At 60.4% G+C, this 19561-nt stretch carries 18 protein-coding genes and 1 pseudogene; 6 read left to right on the forward strand and 13 right to left on the reverse strand.

Features of this window, described 5'->3' with window-relative positions:
• Positions 1 to 27: 27 nt before the first annotated feature.
• The 7 genes and pseudogenes from J2Y86_RS20925 to cbiE form a co-directional block, all read right to left on the reverse strand.
• On the reverse strand, positions 28 to 486 hold the full coding sequence (locus tag J2Y86_RS20925; RefSeq protein ID WP_253435752.1) for a DUF2946 domain-containing protein: 459 nt from the start codon (positions 484 to 486) through the stop codon (positions 28 to 30).
• Between the two features lie 21 nt (positions 487 to 507).
• Positions 508 to 987, reverse strand: a complete 480-nt coding sequence (locus J2Y86_RS20930; protein WP_253435756.1) for a copper chaperone PCu(A)C — start codon at positions 985 to 987, stop codon at positions 508 to 510.
• Between the two features lie 48 nt (positions 988 to 1035).
• Positions 1036 to 1434 carry a DUF2946 domain-containing protein gene (locus tag J2Y86_RS20935; protein ID WP_253435759.1) on the reverse strand — a complete coding sequence of 133 codons (399 nt, stop codon included), beginning with the start codon at positions 1432 to 1434 and terminating at the stop codon, positions 1036 to 1038.
• Between the two features lie 100 nt (positions 1435 to 1534).
• A pseudogene (locus J2Y86_RS20940) lies at positions 1535 to 1824 on the reverse strand (addiction module antidote protein).
• A 126-nt stretch (positions 1825 to 1950) separates the two neighbouring features.
• Positions 1951 to 2679: a cobalt-precorrin-6A reductase gene (locus tag J2Y86_RS20945; RefSeq protein WP_253435763.1), complete on the reverse strand. Its 729-nt coding sequence runs from the start codon at positions 2677 to 2679 to the stop codon at positions 1951 to 1953.
• Positions 2676 to 3773, reverse strand: a complete 1098-nt coding sequence (locus J2Y86_RS20950) for a cobalt-precorrin-5B (C(1))-methyltransferase (protein WP_253435766.1) — start codon at positions 3771 to 3773, stop codon at positions 2676 to 2678. The genes J2Y86_RS20945 and J2Y86_RS20950 overlap by 4 nt, the downstream gene beginning before the upstream one ends.
• Positions 3766 to 4977, reverse strand: a complete 1212-nt coding sequence (gene cbiE, locus J2Y86_RS20955) for a precorrin-6y C5,15-methyltransferase (decarboxylating) subunit CbiE (protein WP_253435769.1) — start codon at positions 4975 to 4977, stop codon at positions 3766 to 3768. The genes J2Y86_RS20950 and cbiE overlap by 8 nt, the downstream gene beginning before the upstream one ends.
• A gap of 167 nt (positions 4978 to 5144) precedes the next feature.
• Between cbiE and J2Y86_RS20960 the strand changes: the two genes are divergently transcribed.
• From J2Y86_RS20960 to J2Y86_RS20985, 6 genes are all read left to right on the forward strand, one after another.
• Complete coding sequence (locus J2Y86_RS20960) at positions 5145 to 5897, forward strand: hypothetical protein (RefSeq protein ID WP_253435773.1); 753 nt, start codon at positions 5145 to 5147, stop codon at positions 5895 to 5897.
• Positions 5898 to 6026: 129 nt separating this feature from the next.
• On the forward strand, positions 6027 to 7349 hold the full coding sequence (gene cobG, locus J2Y86_RS20965) for a precorrin-3B synthase (protein ID WP_253435776.1): 1323 nt from the start codon (positions 6027 to 6029) through the stop codon (positions 7347 to 7349).
• Complete coding sequence (locus tag J2Y86_RS20970; RefSeq protein WP_253435778.1) at positions 7342 to 7968, forward strand: precorrin-8X methylmutase; 627 nt, start codon at positions 7342 to 7344, stop codon at positions 7966 to 7968. Before cobG ends, J2Y86_RS20970 begins: the two co-directional genes overlap by 8 nt.
• Positions 7968 to 8699: a precorrin-2 C(20)-methyltransferase gene (locus J2Y86_RS20975; protein ID WP_017336332.1), complete on the forward strand. Its 732-nt coding sequence runs from the start codon at positions 7968 to 7970 to the stop codon at positions 8697 to 8699. The genes J2Y86_RS20970 and J2Y86_RS20975 overlap by 1 nt, the downstream gene beginning before the upstream one ends.
• Positions 8699 to 10402, forward strand: coding sequence for a precorrin-3B C(17)-methyltransferase (gene cobJ, locus J2Y86_RS20980; RefSeq protein ID WP_253435781.1), 1704 nt, complete (start codon positions 8699 to 8701; stop codon positions 10400 to 10402). The genes J2Y86_RS20975 and cobJ overlap by 1 nt, the downstream gene beginning before the upstream one ends.
• Positions 10403 to 10717: 315 nt before the next feature.
• Complete coding sequence (locus tag J2Y86_RS20985; RefSeq protein ID WP_253435784.1) at positions 10718 to 11500, forward strand: hypothetical protein; 783 nt, start codon at positions 10718 to 10720, stop codon at positions 11498 to 11500.
• Positions 11501 to 11550: 50 nt separating this feature from the next.
• On the opposite strand, the gene J2Y86_RS20990 is transcribed toward J2Y86_RS20985, so the two are convergent.
• The 6 genes from J2Y86_RS20990 to dusB all read right to left on the reverse strand — a co-directional run bounded on the left by J2Y86_RS20990 (position 11551) and on the right by dusB (position 19559).
• Positions 11551 to 12147: a MarC family protein gene (locus J2Y86_RS20990; protein WP_017336334.1), complete on the reverse strand. Its 597-nt coding sequence runs from the start codon at positions 12145 to 12147 to the stop codon at positions 11551 to 11553.
• Positions 12148 to 12211: 64 nt separating this feature from the next.
• A complete protein-coding gene (locus J2Y86_RS20995; protein ID WP_253435787.1) occupies positions 12212 to 14992 on the reverse strand; it encodes a hybrid sensor histidine kinase/response regulator in 2781 nt (926 codons plus the stop codon).
• Positions 14993 to 15091: 99 nt separating this feature from the next.
• Positions 15092 to 16387, reverse strand: coding sequence for a phosphoribosylamine--glycine ligase (gene purD / locus J2Y86_RS21000; RefSeq protein WP_253435791.1), 1296 nt, complete (start codon positions 16385 to 16387; stop codon positions 15092 to 15094).
• Positions 16388 to 16542: 155 nt separating this feature from the next.
• Positions 16543 to 18150 (reverse strand): bifunctional phosphoribosylaminoimidazolecarboxamide formyltransferase/IMP cyclohydrolase, encoded by a 1608-nt coding sequence (gene purH / locus J2Y86_RS21005; protein ID WP_253435794.1) that lies wholly within the window; start codon positions 18148 to 18150, stop codon positions 16543 to 16545.
• 81 nt (positions 18151 to 18231) lie between these two features.
• A complete protein-coding gene (gene fis, locus J2Y86_RS21010) occupies positions 18232 to 18552 on the reverse strand; it encodes a DNA-binding transcriptional regulator Fis (RefSeq protein ID WP_007945216.1) in 321 nt (106 codons plus the stop codon).
• Positions 18549 to 19559, reverse strand: a complete 1011-nt coding sequence (gene dusB, locus J2Y86_RS21015) for a tRNA dihydrouridine synthase DusB (RefSeq protein ID WP_017336338.1) — start codon at positions 19557 to 19559, stop codon at positions 18549 to 18551. Before dusB ends, fis begins: the two co-directional genes overlap by 4 nt.
• Between the last annotated feature and the right edge of the window lie 2 nt (positions 19560 to 19561).

The raw sequence follows: 19561 nt of genomic DNA on the forward strand, positions 1-19561 counted from the left end.
GCGGACCGTGTGAGATCGGGTAGGTGTTTACGCGACGATGGGTGGTGCGCGAGTGCGGGCACCAGGGAAGAAGGTTTGCCGGGCGTGGCCCAGGCGTGTGGCAGGAGTGCTGAAGGTGCTTGTTTTGGGGGCGTCGAATGCGACGAAAGACTGGCCGCCGGTCAGCGCCGGGCAGTTGAACAGCAGGCTGCAATAGCCGCATTTTTCCCAGATGGCGTGATGGGGTGTCGTGGGCAGGCAGTGCTCGGCGGCGGCTTGCGCACCGTGGTCGCCGTGCTCCATTGCCGGCATGTCCATGCTCATGTCCATCGACATGTTCATGGATGCTTCCATCAGAGCCGAGGCGCGCTGATCCATCGGCATCGACTGAGAAATCAGCGGGCCGATGAAGATCATCAACATGGCGAACAGGCTGATCCAGCTGCCGCGGGTCAGGCTCAAGGGCTGACGGCGGGAGGCGGATGACCTGGCGCTAAGCGGGCGCATGGACGTATTCAGCTCTGATGATTACTGAGCGTGCGCGTGCACTTGCACGCCGTCCGGCGCTTTTTTCTGCACCGTGACCTCGACGGTCACATCACCGGATTTCTCGAAATGCATCGTCAGCGGGAAGCGCTTGCCGTCGCTCAGCAGGCTGCGGTCTTTCAGTTCCAGCAGCATGACGTGATACGCCATCGGTGCAAACGTGACGTCGCCACCGGCTGGAATCCCGACGCTCGGGACTTCCTGCATTTTCATCAGGTCGTTCTGCATCACGTGCTCATGCAATTGGGCAATGCCTGCAATCGGCGAGTCGACGCTGAGCAGCTTGTCGGCGGTGTTACCGCTGTTGTGAATCACGAAATAGGCGGCGACCGTCGGCGCGTTAGGCGGTAGCTCTTGCGACCACGGATGAGCGATCTCCAATGCGCCAGCCTTGTATTCATGGGCATTGGCAAAGCAGGCAGGCAGCAACAATGCAGCCAGAACGATGAGTTTGTTCAACATGGCAGTTCTCCGGAACGATTCAGTACGCAGGTCAATTGCGAGAAGGAATCACACCAGAGGGGAAGCGCGGGGGTTGAGACTCGGCCATTGCTGGCGTGGAGTGGGGGTGTCGAGAGCGTCTGCGGGCAGGCTTCGATGGGCATCGAAACGCGCGAAGTACAACTGCGGCACATGCCCGGGCAATGCCACCAGCGGCGCAGAACCGGAACAGCACCAGCAATGCTGCATGTTGGAATGATCGTCGCTCTGCGGTGCTTTCTGTTCAAGCGTCCCCAGGGAAATCGCCACCATCTTCGTGCCAGTGGACGAGCAGAAGCTGCCCCACAACACCTGTTCGGCCGGCGACTGCGCCGTCTGCGCCATCGCTCCGGTCATCGGCATGGCGAGCATGTTGAACAGCACTGCGAAGCAGGCGATCCAGGCAATTGCGAGCCGTTGTCGGGACATGGGGACAGATCCAGTTGGGTGGGCGATCAGGCGCGGCTATTTAGCCTGATCAGTGCCGATAAGTAAAAACGCGGCGTGCGGTTTGGTGTCGCAGCGCATTTCAGATCGCAGTGGCATGCAGACGCAGACCCAAGGCTTTCATAACTTCATGATAGTCGCGAATTCCGGATTGCCAGTGCTGCTCAGTGCTTTGTACAAGCTCTCATGACCAAGGCCTGCATCACGTGCAACCTGTGTCATGCCCTGTGCTCTGGCGATATCGTTGAGTGCCGCGCGTATCGGAACTCCATCGCCGGCATCTTCTTCAAAGCAAGCATCCAGATAAGCGGCCATTTCCTCTGGTGATTTGAGAAATTCGGCGGCATCGAAACGGGTGAATTGTTCCGCCATGATCTACTCCTCATTACCGATGTTTTGCGCCATCTGGGGGAATGGGAATATAGGATTGGAGCTATGACAGGAACAGTCGGCTCCTTCCTGAAATGTTGCGGGCAAAGTCACAAGGCTCTGCAGGTTTCAGGAAACGTCCGACACAGATAAGGCAATCAGCAGGTCGTCCACACTCTCAAACTCCCGATCCACCCCCGCCAACACCGGCCGCTTCAACACCAGCACCGGCACCCCCCGCTCCCGCGCCACGTCCAGTTTCGGCTCGGTGGCGGTGCTGCCGCTGTTCTTGCTGATCAGCACATCAATCTTGCGACGCTTGAACAGCTCACGCTCATCCTCGATCAGAAATGGCCCACGTGCGCCTATCACTTCGCAGCGTTCGTTGCCCGGATAAACATCCAGTGCACGCAATGTCCAGAATTGCTCCGGCGGGATTTCATGCAGGTGTTGCAAGGGTTCACGGCCGAGGGTGAACAGGGGGCGCCGGAACGGTTTCAGCGCGTCGATCAACCCGGCCCAGTCGCTGACTTCGCGCCAGTCGTCTCCGGCTTGCGGCTGCCAGGCCGGACGCCTGAGTGCCCAGCAGGGAATGCCGGCCAGTTGCGCGGCAGTCGCAGCGTTCTGGCTGATTTGCGCGGCATAGGGATGAGTCGCGTCCAGCAGCAGATCAATCCCTTCATCGCGGATGAATTGCGCCAGGCCGTCAGCACCGCCATAGCCGCCGACGCGGACCTGGCAATTCAGATCGGTCGGCACTCGACCGATGCCGGCCAGGCTGTAAATGTGCTCCGGCCCAAGCGTACGGGCGATCGCCAGTGCTTCCGTCACGCCGCCGAGCAGCAAGATGCGCTTCATTGAAAAGCTCCCGCATGGCCGACGATTCCGCCCTGGCGATCGATGGCAAACACTTCAACCTGAACCTGCGCCGGCACCACACTGCGCGCAAACGCCAGCGCGTGCCCGCACACCGCATCGCCAAGTGCGATGCCGGCGGCGCTGGCCATCGCCAGTGCTTGCTGACTGGTGTTGGCTTCGCGGATCGACTGCTGCAGCGCTTGATCCGCGCCGATCGCCGCGGCCCATTCGGCCAGTTGCGGCAGGTCGATGCTCGAATGCCGACTGTGCAGATCCATGTGCCCGGCAGCCAGTTTGCTGATCTTGCCGAAGCCGCCGCACAGGCTGAGTTTATCCACAGGCACTTTGCGCAGGTGCTTGAGGACGGCGCCGACGAAATCGCCCATCTCGATCAGGGCGATTTCAGGCAAGTCGTAGACGCGGCGCATGGTGTCTTCGCTGGCGTTGCCGGTGCACGCAGCGATGTGCAGGTAACCATTGGTTTTCGCTACATCGATGCCCTGATGAATCGAGGCAATGTAAGCCGCACAGGAAAACGGCCGGACGATGCCGCTGGTGCCCAGGATCGACAAGCCACCGAGAATGCCCAACCGTGGATTCATGGTTTTCAACGCCAGCGCCTCGCCGCCCTCGACGTTGACCGTGACCTCGAAACCGCCGTGATAGCCGTGTTCCTCTGCGAGCAGGGTCAGGTGGTCGGTGATCATTTTGCGCGGTACCGGGTTGATCGCCGGTTCGCCGACAGCCAGCACCAGTCCTGGCCGGGTGACTGTTCCCACACCCCGGCCGGCACTGAAACGAATGCCCGGTTCGGCGTTCAATCGCACTTGGGAAAACAGCAGCGCACCGTGGGTCACGTCCGGATCGTCGCCGGCATCCTTGATCGTGCCGGCCTCGGCGCCGTCATCCAGGAGCCGACAGAATTCCAGCCGCATCTGCACCTGCTTGCCTTTGGGCAGGACGATGTCCACGGCGTCCGCGGGCTCGCCGCCGAGCAGCAAGCGAGCGGCCGCGAGGCTGGTCGCGGTGGCGCAACTCCCCGTCGTGAGGCCGCTGCGCAGCGGTGCGGGTTGTTCGGCGGTTTCGTCACGCATCGAAAGGTTTGACCACGTCCAGCAAGGTAATCGGCAGCGCCTGGCGCCAGGTGTCGAAGTCGCCCAGCGGCTGCGCCTGGGCGATATGGATGCGTGTCAGTTCGCCGCCGTGCTGCTCGCGCCAGGCCATCAGGGACATTTCACTTTGCAGCGTGACGGCGTTGGCGATCAGGCGACCACCGGGTTTCAGCTGTGCCCAGCAGGTGTCCAGCACGCCCTCGCGGGTGACCCCGCCACCAATGAAAATCGCATCCGGGCGCTCGAGTCCGGCGAGGGCTTGCGGCGCCTTGCCGCGGATCAGTTGCAGACCGGGTACGCCAAGCGCGTCGCGGTTTTGCTCGATCAACAATTGCCGTCCTTCATCGGCTTCGATGGCCAGCGCCCGGCAACTCGGGTGGGCACGCATCCATTCGATACCGATCGAGCCGCTGCCGGCACCGACGTCCCACAGCAGTTCACCGGGCACCGGGGCGAGGCGGGCGAGGGTGATTGCGCGCACATCGCGTTTGGTCAGTTGGCCGTCGTGCCTGAACGCCGAGTCCGGAAGCCCGGCCAGTCGCGACAGGCGCGGCGCATCGGGTTCGGCGATGCATTCGATGGCGACCAGATTCAGATCGGCGATCAGGGGCTCGGCCCAGTCGCTGGCGACGCCGTCGATGCGCCGTTCGGCCTCACCGCCCAGATGTTCCAGCACGGTCAGACGACTCGGCCCGAATCCGCGCTCGCGCAACAACGCCGCCATCGCCGCCGGGCTTTGACCATCGTTGCTGAGCACCAGCAGGCGAACACCGCTGAACAATTGCGCGTTGAGCGCCGCGATCGGGCGGGCGACGATCGACAGCGTGACCACGTCCTGCAATGGCCAGCCCATTCGCGCGGCGGCCAGCGAGCAGGAGGAGGGCGCCGGCAGGATCAGCATTTCAGCGCTGGGCAGTTGCCGGGCGAGGCTGGCGCCGACGCCGAAGAACATCGGGTCGCCGCTGGCGAGTACGCAGACCGGTTCGCCACGCAGGGCCAGCAACGCATCGAGGGAGAATGGACTCGGCCACAATCGGCGTTCACCACGGATACACGCCGGGAGCAGGTCCAGTTGTCGCTGGCTGCCGAAGATCTTCGACGCGGCCAGCAACGCATGCCGGGCATTCCTGCCCAGGCCTTTGAAGCCATCCTCACCAATGCCTGTCACGGTCAGCCAGCGTGCCATGTGTGTGCTCTGTTCATCTGCATAAAGCGGCACATGATACGCGTCGGCAGTGAATGCGAGTAATGGAATGTTTTAAGTTGGTCGTTTCAGGCGCTGGATGGTGGTTTGCAAGTTGTATAGCCTGAACTTTCTTATATGACTGTTTAATGGTTTAAAAGGAATTAACTATGGATTTCAAGAAAGCAGGATGCCTGGGCTTGATGGCATATTCGGAAGCGTTCGAACGTGACTTTCCGGTAAAGAAGACAAAGGCTGTTCAGAGTATTGCCACGCTGAACTCGCCCGGGGCTGCCGGATCGTTGTTGGGCGGCAATCTGATCAGCACGGCAAGGGGCATGTCTCGTCAGGACAAACGGGACGTCAATGCCAGCGTGCGATATGCGCAGTGGTTTGCGAGTCAGGAGCGTGATCGTCAAACGGATCCGCAGGGTTGGTTTTCCCTGTTTGCCATCACACTGTGGTCGATGGGCTGGGAGTACGAAAAGGAAAGAGTCGTCGAGGAATATTACAGGCAATTTTCCGGGCAACTAAGTCAGGCTTATTTGAATGTGATTTCTGGTGTTAACAGTCAAATGGCAAAAGTGACAAGCGATATGTTTGGCGCACTCTTGGCAAATACATCTGCCCTTTGGTCATTGTCCAAAGGAAGCCTGCGTGGCAAGGAGTTTGCGATCGCACCCGCTCAATATGACAGCCAAGGGCGATTGTCATTGGGTTTGAATGATTACTCGTTGAGGGCGCGAGTCCAGCGCGAGGATTTTCTGTTCTGGGACTGGAAGGAGAGCAACGTCACGCTCACGCATCGCGCGGTTCCATTCACTCTGAACAGAGCGAGGTTTGAAGAGGTCCGCCCAACGCTGAATGACCGCCTCGACATTGTCGCTGACGCGATATTCGAGTTTTACTCCGAGCATCTGTGAGGGCGACCGCGACTTGATTGAGGGAGGAAGCGTTTGCGACACGCGGTCTTAGGATGCCGTACGGCAAAGCAGGCATAATACCGCTCGCTTCCATCCGGAGGCGCTTCCACTCTTGATCCGGTCGTCCCTTTGAACAAACACTCTGCGCCCATCGCTTTACGCCCCTCGGCTTGTCCGGGGCTGCTGCGTATCGTCCAGGCCAGGGATGGAGGCATCTGCCGGATAAAACTCGCCGGTGGCGTGGTAAGTGCTGCGCAGGCCCGCGCTATTGCCGATGGCGCACAGCGTTACGGCAGTTCGGTGATCGAGGCGACCAACCGGGCCAACCTGCAGATTCGTGGCATTGCACATGAGCAGGCTGCGCTGATTGAAAGTCTGCTCGCCGCGGATCTCGGCCCTACGAATGCGGCGGGCGACGATGTACGCAATCTGATGTTGAGCCCGAGCGCAGGCATCGACCGGCAGATGCTGTTCGACACCCGTGACCTGGCTCGGCAGATCCTCGCGACCCTGCAAGAGCACGAGCCCTTCCACAACCTCAGCGCCAAATTCGCCGTGCAGCTTGATGGCGGTGAAGGCTTGGCGATGCTCGAGCATCCCCATGATCTGTGGTTGTCCGGTGTCGAGCGAGAAGGCGAGCGGTGGTTGGCTTTCGGTTTGGCCGGGTGTCCCTCCGACAGGCCGGCGGGTTCGGTGCCGCTGGAAGATGGGCATGGACTTGTGGTCGCCGTGCTTGAGTTGTTCCTGGAACTGGCGCAGCCCGATCAAACGCGAATGCGCCAGTTGCTGAGCGAAATGACGACCTCCGGGTTCCTCGCCCGGCTGGCCGAGCGTGTGCCGTTCAAGTCCGTTGCAGACTGGCAGCGTTCAGTGACTTCAAACGCGCTGCACATTGGCGCCCATCTGCAGACGCAAGCCGGGTTTGTCTATATCGGCGCCGTACCGCCGCTGGGGCGGCTCGATTGCGCGATGCTCCGGGGCGTTGCTCAGCTGGCGCAGGAATATGGCGATGCGACGTTGCGGTTCACTCCGTGGCAAAGCCTGCTGTTGCCGAACATTCGCCATGAAAACGCCGATGAAGTCATCCGACGCCTGCATCGGTTGGGCCTGCTGTGCGACGCCGATCAGCCCTTGTCACGATTGATCGCCTGCACCGGTTCCAGTGGCTGCGGCAAAGGCCTGGCCGACACCAAGGGCGACGCTCTGCAACTGGCCGCGCTGTTGCAGCGTCATGGCCAGGTAATGAACGTGCATTTGTCCGGCTGCTCGCGTTCCTGCGCCGCCGCGCATGTCGCGCCAGTCACTTTACTGGCTGTCGGCCCCGGTCATTACGACCTCTATTTTCGCGAAGCGGGGCAGCCGGGTTTCGGCGCCCTGCACGCATGCAACCTTACTATTGAAGCGGTCGCAGCCTTGCTCGACGCCCGCTCACGGAGCCCCTTTGATGCTTGATTACATCCGCGACGGTCAGGAGATCTATCGCAACTCCTTCGCGATCATTCGCGCCGAGGCCAACCTCGAACGAATCCCGGCCGATCTGGAAAAACTCGCAGTGCGGGTGATTCACGCCTGCGGCATGGTCGATGCGATTGACGGTCTGCAATTCTCTGAAGGCGCGGGCAAGGCCGGGCGCGATGCGCTGGCCGCCGGTGCGCCGATTCTGTGTGATGCGCGGATGGTGTCTGAAGGCGTGACCCGCACACGCTTGCCGGCCAACAACGAAGTGATCTGTACCCTGCGCGATGAAAGCGTTCCGGAGCTGGCTCGCGAGTTGGGCAATACCCGTTCCGCCGCCGCGCTGGAGCTGTGGCGTCCGCACCTGGAGGGCAGCGTCGTGGTGATCGGCAATGCGCCGACCGCCTTGTATTACCTGCTGGAAATGCTCGATGCCGGCGCGCCGAAACCGGCGCTGATTCTCGGCTTCCCGGTGGGCTTCGTCGGCGCCGCCGAATCCAAGGCAGCGCTCGCGGCGGACAGCCGTGGCGTGCCGTTTGTCATCATGCAAGGCCGGCTGGGCGGTAGCGCCATGGCCGCCGCCGCCGTCAATGCCCTCGCCACGGAGATCGAATGATGCAGCAACCTGGACGTTTGATCGGCCTTGGCGTCGGCCCCGGTGATCCGGAACTGATTACCGTCAAGGCCCTGCGCCTGCTGCGTGAATCGCCGGTGGTGGCGTACTTCGTCGCCAAGGGCAAAAAGGGCAACGCCTTCGGCATCATCGAAGCGCATTTGCAGGACGCCCAAACCTTGCTGCCGCTGGTGTATCCAGTGACGACCGAAGCCTTGCCGGCGCCGCTGTCCTATGAGCAGGTGATCAGTGATTTCTACGATGCGGCCGGCGAAGAACTCGCCGCTCATCTCGATGCCGGACGTGACGTTGCGGTGATCTGCGAAGGTGACCCGTTCTTCTACGGCTCCTACATGTACCTGCACGATCGTCTGGCAGAACGTTATGAGGCCGAAGTCGTGCCTGGCGTCTGCTCGATGCTCGGCGGCGCTTCGGTACTCGGCGCGCCGCTGGTGTACCGCAATCAGAGCTTGTCGGTGTTGTCCGGCGTATTGCCTCACGACGATCTCAAGCGCCGGCTGGCCGATGCCGACGCGGCGGTGATCATGAAGCTGGGGCGTAATTTTCCCAAGGTCCGTCAGGTGCTCGAAGAGCTCGGTCTGGCGGAGCGCGCGCTTTACGTAGAACGCGCGACCATGGCCAATCAGAAAATCGTGCCGCTGGATCAGGTCGAGCCCATGTCCTCACCGTACTTCTCGCTGATCATCGTTCCGGGTGAAAGGTGGCAAGGCTGATGACTCGTCCAGCTCCGGCGATTGTCATCCTCGGCAATGGCAGCCTCGCGACCGCGCGCAACATTCAACAGCTGTTCCCCGGCGCCCTGATCCATGGTCTGGCCGAACGGGTTGAAGGCGCGGACCGCGTCTATCACGAGTTCGGCGCAACCCTGCGCGAACTTTATCAGCAGGACACGCCGATCATTGCCCTGTGCGCGGCCGGTATCGTGATCCGCACACTGGCGCCGTTGTTGCTGGAAAAAGGCGCCGAGCCGCCGGTACTGGCCGTTGCCGAAGACGGCAGCGCGGTGGTGCCGCTGCTGGGCGGCCTGGGCGGCGTGAACGTGCTGGCGCGGGAAATCGCGGCTGCACTGGACGTGGCGGCGGCAATCACCACCAGCGGTGAGTTGCGATTCGGCACGTGCCTGCTTAATCCACCCAGCGGTTATGCCCTCGGCGACCTGGAACTGGGCAAGCGCTTTGTGTCCGATTTGCTGGCCGGTGAAACAGTGCGCATCGAAGGCGAAGCGCCGTGGTTGGCGCAGGCGCAGTTGCCTGAAGATCCGCACGCGCGGCTGGCCGTTCATGTGGGGTATGCCGAGCGAATGCCGGCGACCCATGAGCTGCTGATCTATCCGCGCAATGTGCTGGTGGCGGTCAGTGCCGGCGGGGCGAACTTGCCGGGGGCGATTCGCGACACGTTGCATCAGGCCAGAATCGCAGTGCAATCCGTGGCGTTGCTGCTGGCCGCCGACAGCGAAATGGCCAATCCGACGTTGCGTGAAGCAGCCCTTGAACTGGGCGTGCCGCTGCGCTTTGCCGACGATGTGGGTGCGGTCAGCGAACTGGCACGTAACGCCGTCGGCCAGCCTGTTTCGATCTTTGGCGACGACGCCATTGCCATCGCGGTTGCCGAGAAACCATTGGACCCTCTGTCGATTGGCCGTCCTCGCGGCCGCCTCGCGGTGATCGGCCTTGGCCCCGGCGCTGCCGAACTGATGGTGCCGGCAGTGAAGGCCGAGTTGGCGCGCGCCAACGATGTGCTCGGCTACGAAACCTATGTGCGCATGGCCGGCCCGTTCCGCGCCGATCAAGTGCTGCATTGCACCGACAACCGCGAAGAGATGCAGCGCGCGCGTCATGCGTTCGAGCTGGCGGCGCAGGGGCGTTCGGTGGTGGTGATTTCGTCGGGCGATCCGGGCGTTTTTGCCATGGCGGCGGCGGTGCTCGAAGCACTGCACGAGTCTGCCGATGCTGCATGGCATAACGTCGATCTGGAGATTTTGCCGGGTGTCTCTGCGTCGCTGGCGACAGCGGCGCAGGCGGGAGCGCCACTGGGCCACGACTTCTGTGTGTTGTCGCTGTCGGACAACCTCAAGCCTTGGGACATCATCGAGAAGCGCCTCGATCTGGCGTCGCAGGCTGACCTTGCCCTGGCGTTCTACAACCCGATCTCACGCTCCCGTCCCTGGCAACTGGGCCGAGCGTTGGAAATCGTCGCTCGGCACCGTACGCCTGAAACGCCAGTCGTTTTGGGACGTGACATCGGCCGCCCGGGTCAGACGTTGCGAGTGACAACTCTCGGACAATTGACCCCGGACCAGGTAGATATGCGCACCATGGTCCTGGTGGGATCCTCTACTACTTGCGTATTCAAGCGGCAGGATGGCGGTGACTGGGTCTACACCCCTCGCTGGTATGGAGAGAAACCCGTCTCCTGAGATTATGCGTTATTGATAAAGAGGGCTTCACGGAATCCTATGGGGAACACGTTCCCCATAGGATGCGTACTCAATCAAATCGGCGTTATTGCTTCTGTTTTTTACGTGTTCTATGTAACCACCATTCTGTAAGAGAATTATTTACTTGGGTGTGTATCTAGTCATCTTTTCAATTTTTCTATTGTTGTTAATAAACTGTTGCACATGCGTATTTGGTTTGGTCTTTTAGTTGTTGAAGTTGTTTTTTTGATGCGATAAGTTTTAGTTGAGAGCTAATTGGAGCTGTCGCATTATTTACATTAAAAGGATTTTAAGATGAATGACTTGGAAGCAAATGCGTATTTCGATCAGTGTTTTGAACAATGCCAGGCAAAGCTGGCTCTAGCAGGCCCGAAGATTCAGGCTCGCTCGGCAAGGGCGCTGCCGATTGATCGGAATGAGTTGAATGCCGCAATCATGGGCGATGCAATCGTCGGTTTTCTGGATGGGATGAGCAGGCGTAACAAGAGTATTGTAAAAAACACATATGCCTATGCCGCGATCACTTCAAAGATCTTGCATCCGGGTGAAAAAGAAAAGGTCATTCGGTACGAAGTCTTCAAAAAGCTGATGTTTTCCATGGGTTGGACCGAGTATTTCGGTGCCATGACTGAATACAAGAGCAGCACTGCGAAGTTGACGATGGATAATGTAGCGCTGGATATCGTCCATTCTGCCTTAGGTGGTGTGGCCGGGACTGCCGCGAATGCGATGAAGGTCGTAGCGGACAAAACCATCGAGGCGCTTAAGAAACAACCCGAGGCCGTCAAACTGTTCGAACATCACGCGACAGATGGGAAGGGCATCAACTTTGGTGTTTCTGTTTGCAAGCAAGATAAAGACGAAGAAGTCACAATGATTGTGGGTACGGTGAACTGTAATGCATCGGCCCAAACCACTAAGGTTCTTTTTGTCGAATGGGACAGCTCTAACCTTGAGATCTATCAAGGTAAGGCACACTTTGCCATTCACGAGGAAGACTTTAGGCAAGAGGCTAAAATCATCAAGTTCCTCGACGGTCTTCGAGAAGCGATTTTTATGGAATACTCGCCGGTTTAAATGGGCGTGTGCCAGAGGTATTGGCCTCTGGCTTCCAGTCTCTTGCGCAACTAAGGCACGAGATACCCTTTAACTCCCGTGAAAATGATCTGCGCCGCCAACGCGCACACAAACAACCCCATCAACCGGCTGACAATCTGCAAGCCCTGGTCACCAAGAATTCGCTCGATGCGGTTCGACAGATAAAGCACCACACCCACCGTGAAACTGGCCAGGGCGATGCTGAGGATGGCGGTGAGTTTGTCGTCCCAGTGCGGCTGGCTCACACCCATCACCAGCAATGCACCGATGGTGCCGGGGCCGACTGTCAAAGGGATGGTCAGCGGCACGATGGTGACGTCCTGCTGCACGTTGTCGGTCTGGACCGCTGACTTGCCTTGCGCCATGCCGAGCGCCGAGATGAACAGTACGCTGCCGGCGCCGATGCGGAACGCGTCCACGGTGATGCCGAACACGTTGAAAATGACCCGGCCGAACAGGTACAGCAAGACGCTGGATACCAGCGTGGCCGTCGCCACTTTCCACGCCAGCCGCCGTTGTTCCTTGCGTGAATAACCGCGGGTCAGGCTGATGAAGCAGGACAACACGAAGAACGGGCTGTAGAGCACCAGCATCTTCAGGTAAACGCTGAACAACACATGGAGCATGGGGCAAGCTCACTGGCGAGGGAAGTCGTGGGGGAGTCTATCAGGCGTCGCCGGGTCTGTCGGCTCAGGACGTTTGAGCCGTCGCGCGGTTCTGCTGATCGCGCTGGGCGACCCAATGCTCGATCAGTTCGCGCAACTGCGACAGCTCGACCGGTTTGGCCATATGCCCGTCCATGCCCGCCTGGCGCGCACGCTCTTTATGCTCGGCGAGGATATGCGCGGTCAACGCTACGACAGGCGTGCGAACCCGCTGGTTGCCCACTTCCCAGGCGCGCAATTGCTGGGTGGCCGAGAAACCATCGAGAATCGGCATTTCGCAGTCCATCAATACCAGGTCGTAACGCTGGGCCTTCATCGCCTGCAAGGCCTCTTCGCCATTGCTGGCGGTGTCCGGTTGCAGGTTGAGTTTGCCCAGCATGCCGCGAATGACCTTGGTCGAAATGCTGTTGTCTTCGGCGACCAGAATGCGGAAATCGCTGGGGACCTTGACCGGCAGGGTCGGGCCTGTGGGCAGGTGTGGCGAAGCGACGAGGCCCTTGTTGCGCTGGTTCAGTTCATCCGCCAGCGTGGTCTTGAGGGTGTAGCCGGCCACCGGTTTGGCGAGGATGCGCTTTATCCCGGAGTTGCGCGCGATGATCTTGCTCGGCGCATTGCTGATGCCGGTGAGCATGATCAGCAGGATGTCGTGGTTGAGGCTCGGGTCTTCCTTGATCTTGGCCGCCAGTTGCATGCCGGTCATGCCGGGCATGTTCTGGTCGAGCAGGACCACGTCGAAGTAATCGCGCAGGTGAGCCTTGGTACGCAGCAGGGCCAATGCTTCCTTGCCGGACGGAACAGCGCTGACATTCAGACCCCAGGCGCTGCATTGTTGCACCAGCACTTTGCGGCAGGTGTCGTTGTCGTCCACCACCAGCACACGTGCACCCTGCAGCGGGCCATCGAGATCGGAGGTCGGATGTTCGAGGCGGTCAGGGTCGAGGGGCAGGGTCAGCCACAAGGTACTGCCCTGGTTGGCGCCGCTCTTGACGCCGAATTCGCCTTGCATCAAGCGAATCAACTGGCGGGCAATCACCAGTCCGAGGTTGCCGCCCAGTCGGGTGGCCGAGAGGAAGTTCTTGCTGTGCAGTTCGGCGTGCATCAGCGCGTCGCGTTCTTCGGCGTCCATCGGCTCGCCGCTGTCCTGCACGGCAATGCGCAGGCGTGGTTTGGCGCTGCGCTCGTCGAGGGCGACGACGATCAGGATCTCGCCTTCGTCGGTTTTCTTCAGGGCGTTTTCCAGCAGGCTCAGCAAGGTCTGGCGCAGGCGCGTCGGGTCACCGCTGATGACCCGCGGTACTTGCGGCTGGATAAAGCTGATCAGCTCGACGTTCTGCTGTTCTGCCTTGGCGCGGAAGATGCTCAGGCAATCTTCGATCAGCGCATTGAGATCGAACTGTACATCGTCCAGCTCGATCTGCCCGGATTCGAGTTTGGAGATGTCGAGAATCTCGTTGATCAGGGTCAGCAGTTCGTTGCCGGCACTGTGGATGGTTTGCACGTAGTCGCGCTGCTTGACCGACAGAGGCGTGCCCAGCAGCAGCTCGGTCATGCCCAGCACGCCATTCATCGGCGTGCGGATTTCGTGGCTGATCTTCGCCAGGAATTCGGCCTTGGCGTTGATTTCCGCGTTGCTGGCAGCGAGGTCGCGGCTGACACTGAAGCGGTCTTCGGTGATGCTGCGTTGCCGTTCACTCAGGGCAATGCTCATCAACAGGCCGCTGATGCAGATGAATACCAGCAGGGCGATGATCAGGCCTTGCGGTTCAATCAGCGTCAGCCCCAGCAGGGCCGGCAGGATGATCAGCGTACCGGCGTTGAATACCACCATGGCGGCCACGAAAAACCGCGCCGGGCGATAGCCTTTCTGCCAATGCCAGGCACTGACGAACAACATCGTCAGGCCCGCCAGGGCGACCAGCGTGTAGGTGATGATGTTCAGTGGCAGCGTATTGACGAACAGCAGCAACAGGCCGCAGACGGTGATGAGCAGGATTTCGCCGAGCAGCAGTTTGTTCAGCGGGTGCGGGCCGAGCGGGGCGAAGAAACGGTAGGCAAGCATCAGCCCGCACGGTGCGGTGAGCAGCAAGGCGAGGTAGGCGCCCGGCGTCTGCACTGAGTGCCAGTCCGGTAACCACGGTCCCGCAAGGTTCAGCAACAGCGCCAGGCTGAGCATCAACAACGCTTCACAACCCGCCAGCCACAGGCTGCTGCGCGACCGGGTGTAGGCGTATCGAATCAGGTTGTGCAGGACCAGCATGCCGATGCAGCCGAACAGCAGGCCATAGATCAACGTCTGGCTCTGATTGGCCGCGGTCATGATTGCTGATTGCAGGGTGATGTAGGGCCGCATCTGGTGTTCGGAAACCAGGCGCAGGTAAACATCGAGGGTCTTGTCGCTTTGCGGCAACGGCAACATGAAGTCGCTGTTGGGTAATGGCCGTTCACCCTGAGGCTGTTCGGTGCCGGTGTTCAACTGATCGATCAGCTTGTCGCCGTCCAGCACATACAGATTGAGGTGCGACAGGTCGGGTGCAAACACCCGCAGTAATTGCTCGTGCTTGCCAGGTGAAAGCCTGAAGCGCAGCCAGAGCGCACCGCCGGGCTCGGCCGCGGTGAGGCGTTCGAGTTCGGTGGGGCTGAATTGGTTGGTGTAGCGAGCGGAACGGATATCGCTCAGCTGCAGGTCGCCCTGTTCGTCGAGCAATATCGCCCAACCACTGCCTTGCACGGCCGCCTGGGCCGGGAGCATGCAGAGCAATGTCAGCAACGTGACAGTGAAACCTATGGCAATCCTGAGCCAGCGCACGGCGAAATCCCTTCGTAGGTTGATGCCAGAATATAACTATGCGCGGCGCCGGAATAGTCCGGCAAGGGGCTGAAACCCTTGCCCGACCGAATGGATCGATTATTCCTGATTTTCGCCACGCTCGCGGGCAATGGCGCGGTAGCCAATGTCCTTGCGATAAAAACAGCCTTCCCAGTCAATCTTGGCCGCCAGCTTGTAAGCCTGCTGCTGGGCAGCATCGACGCTGGCGCCCATGGCGGTAGCGCAAAGCACCCGACCACCGGCCGTCACCACTTGATCATCCTTCAGCGCAGTACCGGCGTGGAAGACTTTGCCTTCCAGCGCGGCCGCTGCATCCAGGCCGTTGATGGCGACGCCTTTAGCGTAGTCGCCAGGATAGCCGCCTGCCGCCAGCACGATGCCGACGCTCGGGCGTGGATCCCACTGGGCTTCGACCTTGTCCAGCGCTTGGGCCAAAGCGGCTTCGACCAGCAACACCAGGCTCGACTGCAAGCGCAGCATAACCGGTTGGGTCTCAGGGTCGCCGAAACGGCAGTTGAATTCGATGACTTTTGGGTTACCAGCCTTGTCGATCATCAAGCCAGCATAGAGGAAACCGGTGTAGACGTTGCCTTCTTCAGCCATGCCGCGCACGGTTGGCCAGATCACCAGGTCCATGACGCGCTTGTGCACTTCGCTGGTAACGACCGGTGCCGGGGAGTAAGCACCCATGCCACCGGTGTTCGGGCCGGTATCGCCGTCGCCGACGCGTTTGTGGTCCTGGCTGGTGGCCATCGGCAATACGTTCTTGCCGTCGACCATGACGATGAAGCTGGCTTCTTCGCCGTCCAGGAATTCTTCGATGACCACGCGCGAACCGGCGTCGCCGAACGCGTTGCCTGCGAGCATGTCGCGCACGGCGTCTTCGGCTTCGGCCAGTGTCATGGCGACGATCACGCCTTTACCGGCGGCCAGGCCGTCGGCCTTGATCACGATCGGTGCGCCTTTTTCACGCAGATAAGCCAGGGCTGGCTCGATCTCGGTGAAGTTCTGGTAGTCGGCGGTCGGGATCTTGTGACGCGCCAGGAAATCCTTGGTGAACGCTTTCGAGCCTTCCAGCTGGGCAGCGCCCGCGGTCGGGCCGAAGCAATCGAGGCCACGGGAGCGGAACAGGTCGACGACGCCGGCAACCAGTGGCACTTCCGGGCCGACGATGGTCAGGGAAACGTTCTTCTCGGCGAAGTCGGCGAGTTGTTCCAGTGCGAGCACATCGATAGCGACGTTCTCGCACTTGGCTTCAATGGCGGTGCCGGCGTTGCCGGGAGCCACGAATACCTTCTGCACGCGCGGATCCTGAGCCACTTTCCAGGCCAGGGCGTGTTCACGGCCACCGCTGCCAATGATCAAAACATTCATTTCAAAAACCTCGGATGACGCTAATTCTGTGGGAGCACCGCTGAGATGCTTTTCTGTGGGAGCTGGCTTGCCTGCGATAGCATCGCCTCGGACTACCTGACAGACCGAGGTGCCTGCATCGCGGGCAAGCCCGCTCCCACAGTTGATCGTCGTGCTTAGTGACGGAAGTGGCGCATGCCAGTAAAGACCATGGCGATGCCAGCTTCATCAGCCGCTGCAATCACTTCTGCATCACGCATCGAGCCGCCCGGCTGGATCACCGCGGTGATGCCGACCTTGGCCGCATTGTCCAGACCGTCGCGGAACGGGAAGAATGCGTCGGAAGCCATCACCGAACCGGCGACCTGCAAGCCGGCATGTTCAGCCTTGATCGCAGCGATACGCGCGGAGTTCACGCGGCTCATCTGGCCAGCGCCGACACCGATGGTCTGACGGTTCTTGGCGTAGACGATGGCGTTGGACTTCACATACTTGGCGACTTTCCAGGCGAAGATCAGGTCGTTGATTTCCTGTTCGGTCGGTGCACGCTTGGTCACGACTTTCAGGTCATCGGCGCCGATCATGCCGATGTCGCGGCTCTGCACCAGCAGGCCACCGTTGACGCGTTTGTAGTCCCACGCAGCGGCGCGGTCAGCCGACCACTCGCCACAGGCCAGCAGGCGTACGTTGGCTTTTGCCGCGACGATGGCGCGGGCTTCTTCGCTGACGCTTGGGGCGATGATCACTTCGACGAACTGACGCTCGACGATAGCCTTGGCAGTCTCGGCATCCAGTTCGCGGTTGAAGGCGATGATGCCGCCGAATGCGGATTCGGTGTCGGTGGCGTAGGCCAGTTCGTAGGCCTGGCGGATACCGCCTTCGGCGTCCGGGCTCACGGCAACGCCGCACGGGTTAGCATGCTTGACGATCACGCAGGCCGGCTTGACGAAGCTCTTCACGCATTCCAGCGCGGCGTCGGTGTCGGCCACGTTGTTGTACGACAGCTCTTTGCCTTGCAGTTGGGTCGCGGTGGCAATGCCCACTTCGGCAGGCTTGGCTTCCACGTAGAACGCCGCGCTCTGGTGCGGGTTCTCGCCGTAACGCATTTCCTGAGCCTTGACGAACTGGCTGTTGAAGGTGCGCGGGAATTCGCTGCGACCTTCGGTGCTGAGGGTGTCAGCGGCCTGGTTCACGGTGCCCATGTAGTTGGCGATCATGCCGTCGTAGGCCGCGGTGTGTTCGAAGGCCTTGAGCATCAGGTCGAAACGCTGCGCGTAGGTCAGGCCGCCGGCCTTGAGGCCTTCGAGGACGCTGGCGTAGTCGCTGGCATTCACCACGATGGCCACGTCTTTATGGTTTTTTGCAGCCGAACGGACCATGGTCGGGCCGCCGATGTCGATGTTCTCGATGGCGGTCGGCAGGTCGCAGCCTGGCTTGTTGATGGTGGCTTCGAACGGGTACAGGTTGACCGCGACCAGATCGATCGGCTTGATGCCGTGTTCGTTCATGATGGCGTCGTCGATACCGCGACGACCGAGGATCCCGCCGTGGATTTTCGGGTGCAGGGTTTTCACCCGACCGTCCATCATTTCTGCGAAACCGGTGTAATCCGCGACTTCCACTGCGGCAACACCGTTGTCGCGCAGCAGCTTGAACGTTCCGCCGGTGGAGAGGATCTCGACGCCCAGGGCTTCAAGCTCTTTGGCGAATTCGAGGATCCCGGTCTTGTCGGAAACGCTGATCAAGGCGCGGCGGATCGGCAGGCGGGTAGTCTGGTCGGTCATTTCAATTTCCATCAAAAGCAAAGGAGTCAGCAAAAAAGGCGACCGTTTTTACGCGGGCGCCTTTCTGGTTTGATTGAATGCTTACAGCAAATCGTACTGCTTGAGTTTCTTGCGCAGGGTGCCTCGGTTCAGTCCGAGCAGCTCGCTGGCCTTGGTCTGGTTGCCCTTGACGTAGTTCATCACGCACTCGAGCAGGGGCGCCTCGACTTCGGAGAGCACCAGGTTGTACACATCCGTGACGGCAGCGCCCTCAAGGTGGGCGAAATAATTGTGCAGCGCCTTCTCGACACTGCCGCGAAGGGTCTGACCTTCTTCGCTCGGCGTGTTGAGGTGCTGTTTCAAATTCACGTTGTCGCTCACGGGTGCTGTTCCACTCACTAAAGTCTCGGTCATCATCGTCATGCGGCCACCTCTTCTCCGTCCCCTGTCAGGCTCTTGTAACGTTCGGCGAAGAAGCCCTGAACGTTGGCGCATTGTGCTTCCGTATCTTCCAAACGATTGAAGTGGGCGCGGAACTCCCTGGCGCCCGGCAAGGTTGCGAGATACCAGCCCACATGCTTTCGAGCAATGCGTACGCCCATGACATCCCCATAGAAGACGTGCAGCGCAGCCAGATGCTCTAGCAGAATGCGTTCCACCTCGATCAGTTCCAGCGCCGGGAGTTTCTCGCCGGTACGCAGGAAATGGTCGATCTCGCGAAAAATCCATGGCCGCCCCTGGGCAGCCCGTCCAACCAGCAATCCATCGGCACCGGTCGCGTCGAGCACGTATCGCGCCTTCTCCGGTGAATCGATGTCGCCATTGGCGAAGACCGGAATCGACACCGCCTGCTTGATCGCGGCAATGGTGTCGTACTCGGCTTCACCGGTGTACAGATCGGCACGGGTGCGGCCGTGAACCGCCAGCGCCGTGATGCCTGCCTGCTCGGCGATCTTCGCCACCGTCAGGCCGTTCTTGTTGTCCCGGTCCCAGCCGGTACGGATCTTCAGGGTGACCGGCACATCAACCGCAGCCACCACGGCCTGCAGGATCTCGGTCACCAGTGCTTCGTCCTTCAACAGTGCAGAACCGGCGGCCTTGTTGCAGACCTTCTTCGCCGGACAGCCCATGTTGATATCAATAATCTGTGCGCCCAGTTCGACGTTGGCCCGGGCTGCATCCGCCAGCATCTGTGCATCCCCACCGGCGATCTGTACCGAGCGTGGCTCAGGATCGCCTTCGTGGATCATGCGCATGCGCGATTTGCGGGTGTTCCACAAACTCATGTCGCTGGTGACCATTTCCGAAACTACAAGTCCTGCGCCCAGTCGCTTGCACAGCTGACGAAAGGGCTGATCGGTGACACCCGCCATAGGGGCGAGAATCAAGCCGTTGTGCAATGTGTATGGACCGATGCGTACCGCCGACATAG

It is taken from the genome of Pseudomonas migulae (genome assembly GCF_024169315.1).
Classification (GTDB): Bacteria; Pseudomonadota; Gammaproteobacteria; order Pseudomonadales; family Pseudomonadaceae; genus Aquipseudomonas; species Aquipseudomonas migulae_B.

Excerpts from the sequence above, each read along its gene's own strand:
- J2Y86_RS20925 (WP_253435752.1), bottom strand. The coding sequence starts at position 486 with ATGCGCCCGCTTAGCGCCAGGTCATCCGCCTCCCGCCGTCAGCCCTTG.
- J2Y86_RS20930 (WP_253435756.1), bottom strand. The coding sequence starts at position 987 with ATGTTGAACAAACTCATCGTTCTGGCTGCATTGTTGCTGCCTGCCTGC.
- J2Y86_RS20935 (WP_253435759.1), bottom strand. The coding sequence starts at position 1,434 with ATGTCCCGACAACGGCTCGCAATTGCCTGGATCGCCTGCTTCGCAGTG.
- J2Y86_RS20945 (WP_253435763.1), bottom strand. The coding sequence starts at position 2,679 with ATGAAGCGCATCTTGCTGCTCGGCGGCGTGACGGAAGCACTGGCGATC.
- J2Y86_RS20950 (WP_253435766.1), bottom strand. The coding sequence starts at position 3,773 with ATGCGTGACGAAACCGCCGAACAACCCGCACCGCTGCGCAGCGGCCTC.
- cbiE (WP_253435769.1), bottom strand. The coding sequence starts at position 4,977 with ATGGCACGCTGGCTGACCGTGACAGGCATTGGTGAGGATGGCTTCAAA.
- J2Y86_RS20960 (WP_253435773.1), top strand. The coding sequence starts at position 5,145 with ATGGATTTCAAGAAAGCAGGATGCCTGGGCTTGATGGCATATTCGGAA.
- J2Y86_RS20970 (WP_253435778.1), top strand. The coding sequence starts at position 7,342 with ATGCTTGATTACATCCGCGACGGTCAGGAGATCTATCGCAACTCCTTC.
- J2Y86_RS20975 (WP_017336332.1), top strand. The coding sequence starts at position 7,968 with ATGCAGCAACCTGGACGTTTGATCGGCCTTGGCGTCGGCCCCGGTGAT.
- cobJ (WP_253435781.1), top strand. The coding sequence starts at position 8,699 with ATGACTCGTCCAGCTCCGGCGATTGTCATCCTCGGCAATGGCAGCCTC.
- J2Y86_RS20985 (WP_253435784.1), top strand. The coding sequence starts at position 10,718 with ATGAATGACTTGGAAGCAAATGCGTATTTCGATCAGTGTTTTGAACAA.
- J2Y86_RS20990 (WP_017336334.1), bottom strand. The coding sequence starts at position 12,147 with ATGCTCCATGTGTTGTTCAGCGTTTACCTGAAGATGCTGGTGCTCTAC.
- purD (WP_253435791.1), bottom strand. The coding sequence starts at position 16,387 with ATGAATGTTTTGATCATTGGCAGCGGTGGCCGTGAACACGCCCTGGCC.
- purH (WP_253435794.1), bottom strand. The coding sequence starts at position 18,150 with ATGACCGACCAGACTACCCGCCTGCCGATCCGCCGCGCCTTGATCAGC.
- fis (WP_007945216.1), bottom strand. The coding sequence starts at position 18,552 with ATGACGATGATGACCGAGACTTTAGTGAGTGGAACAGCACCCGTGAGC.
- dusB (WP_017336338.1), bottom strand. The coding sequence starts at position 19,559 with ATGTCGGCGGTACGCATCGGTCCATACACATTGCACAACGGCTTGATT.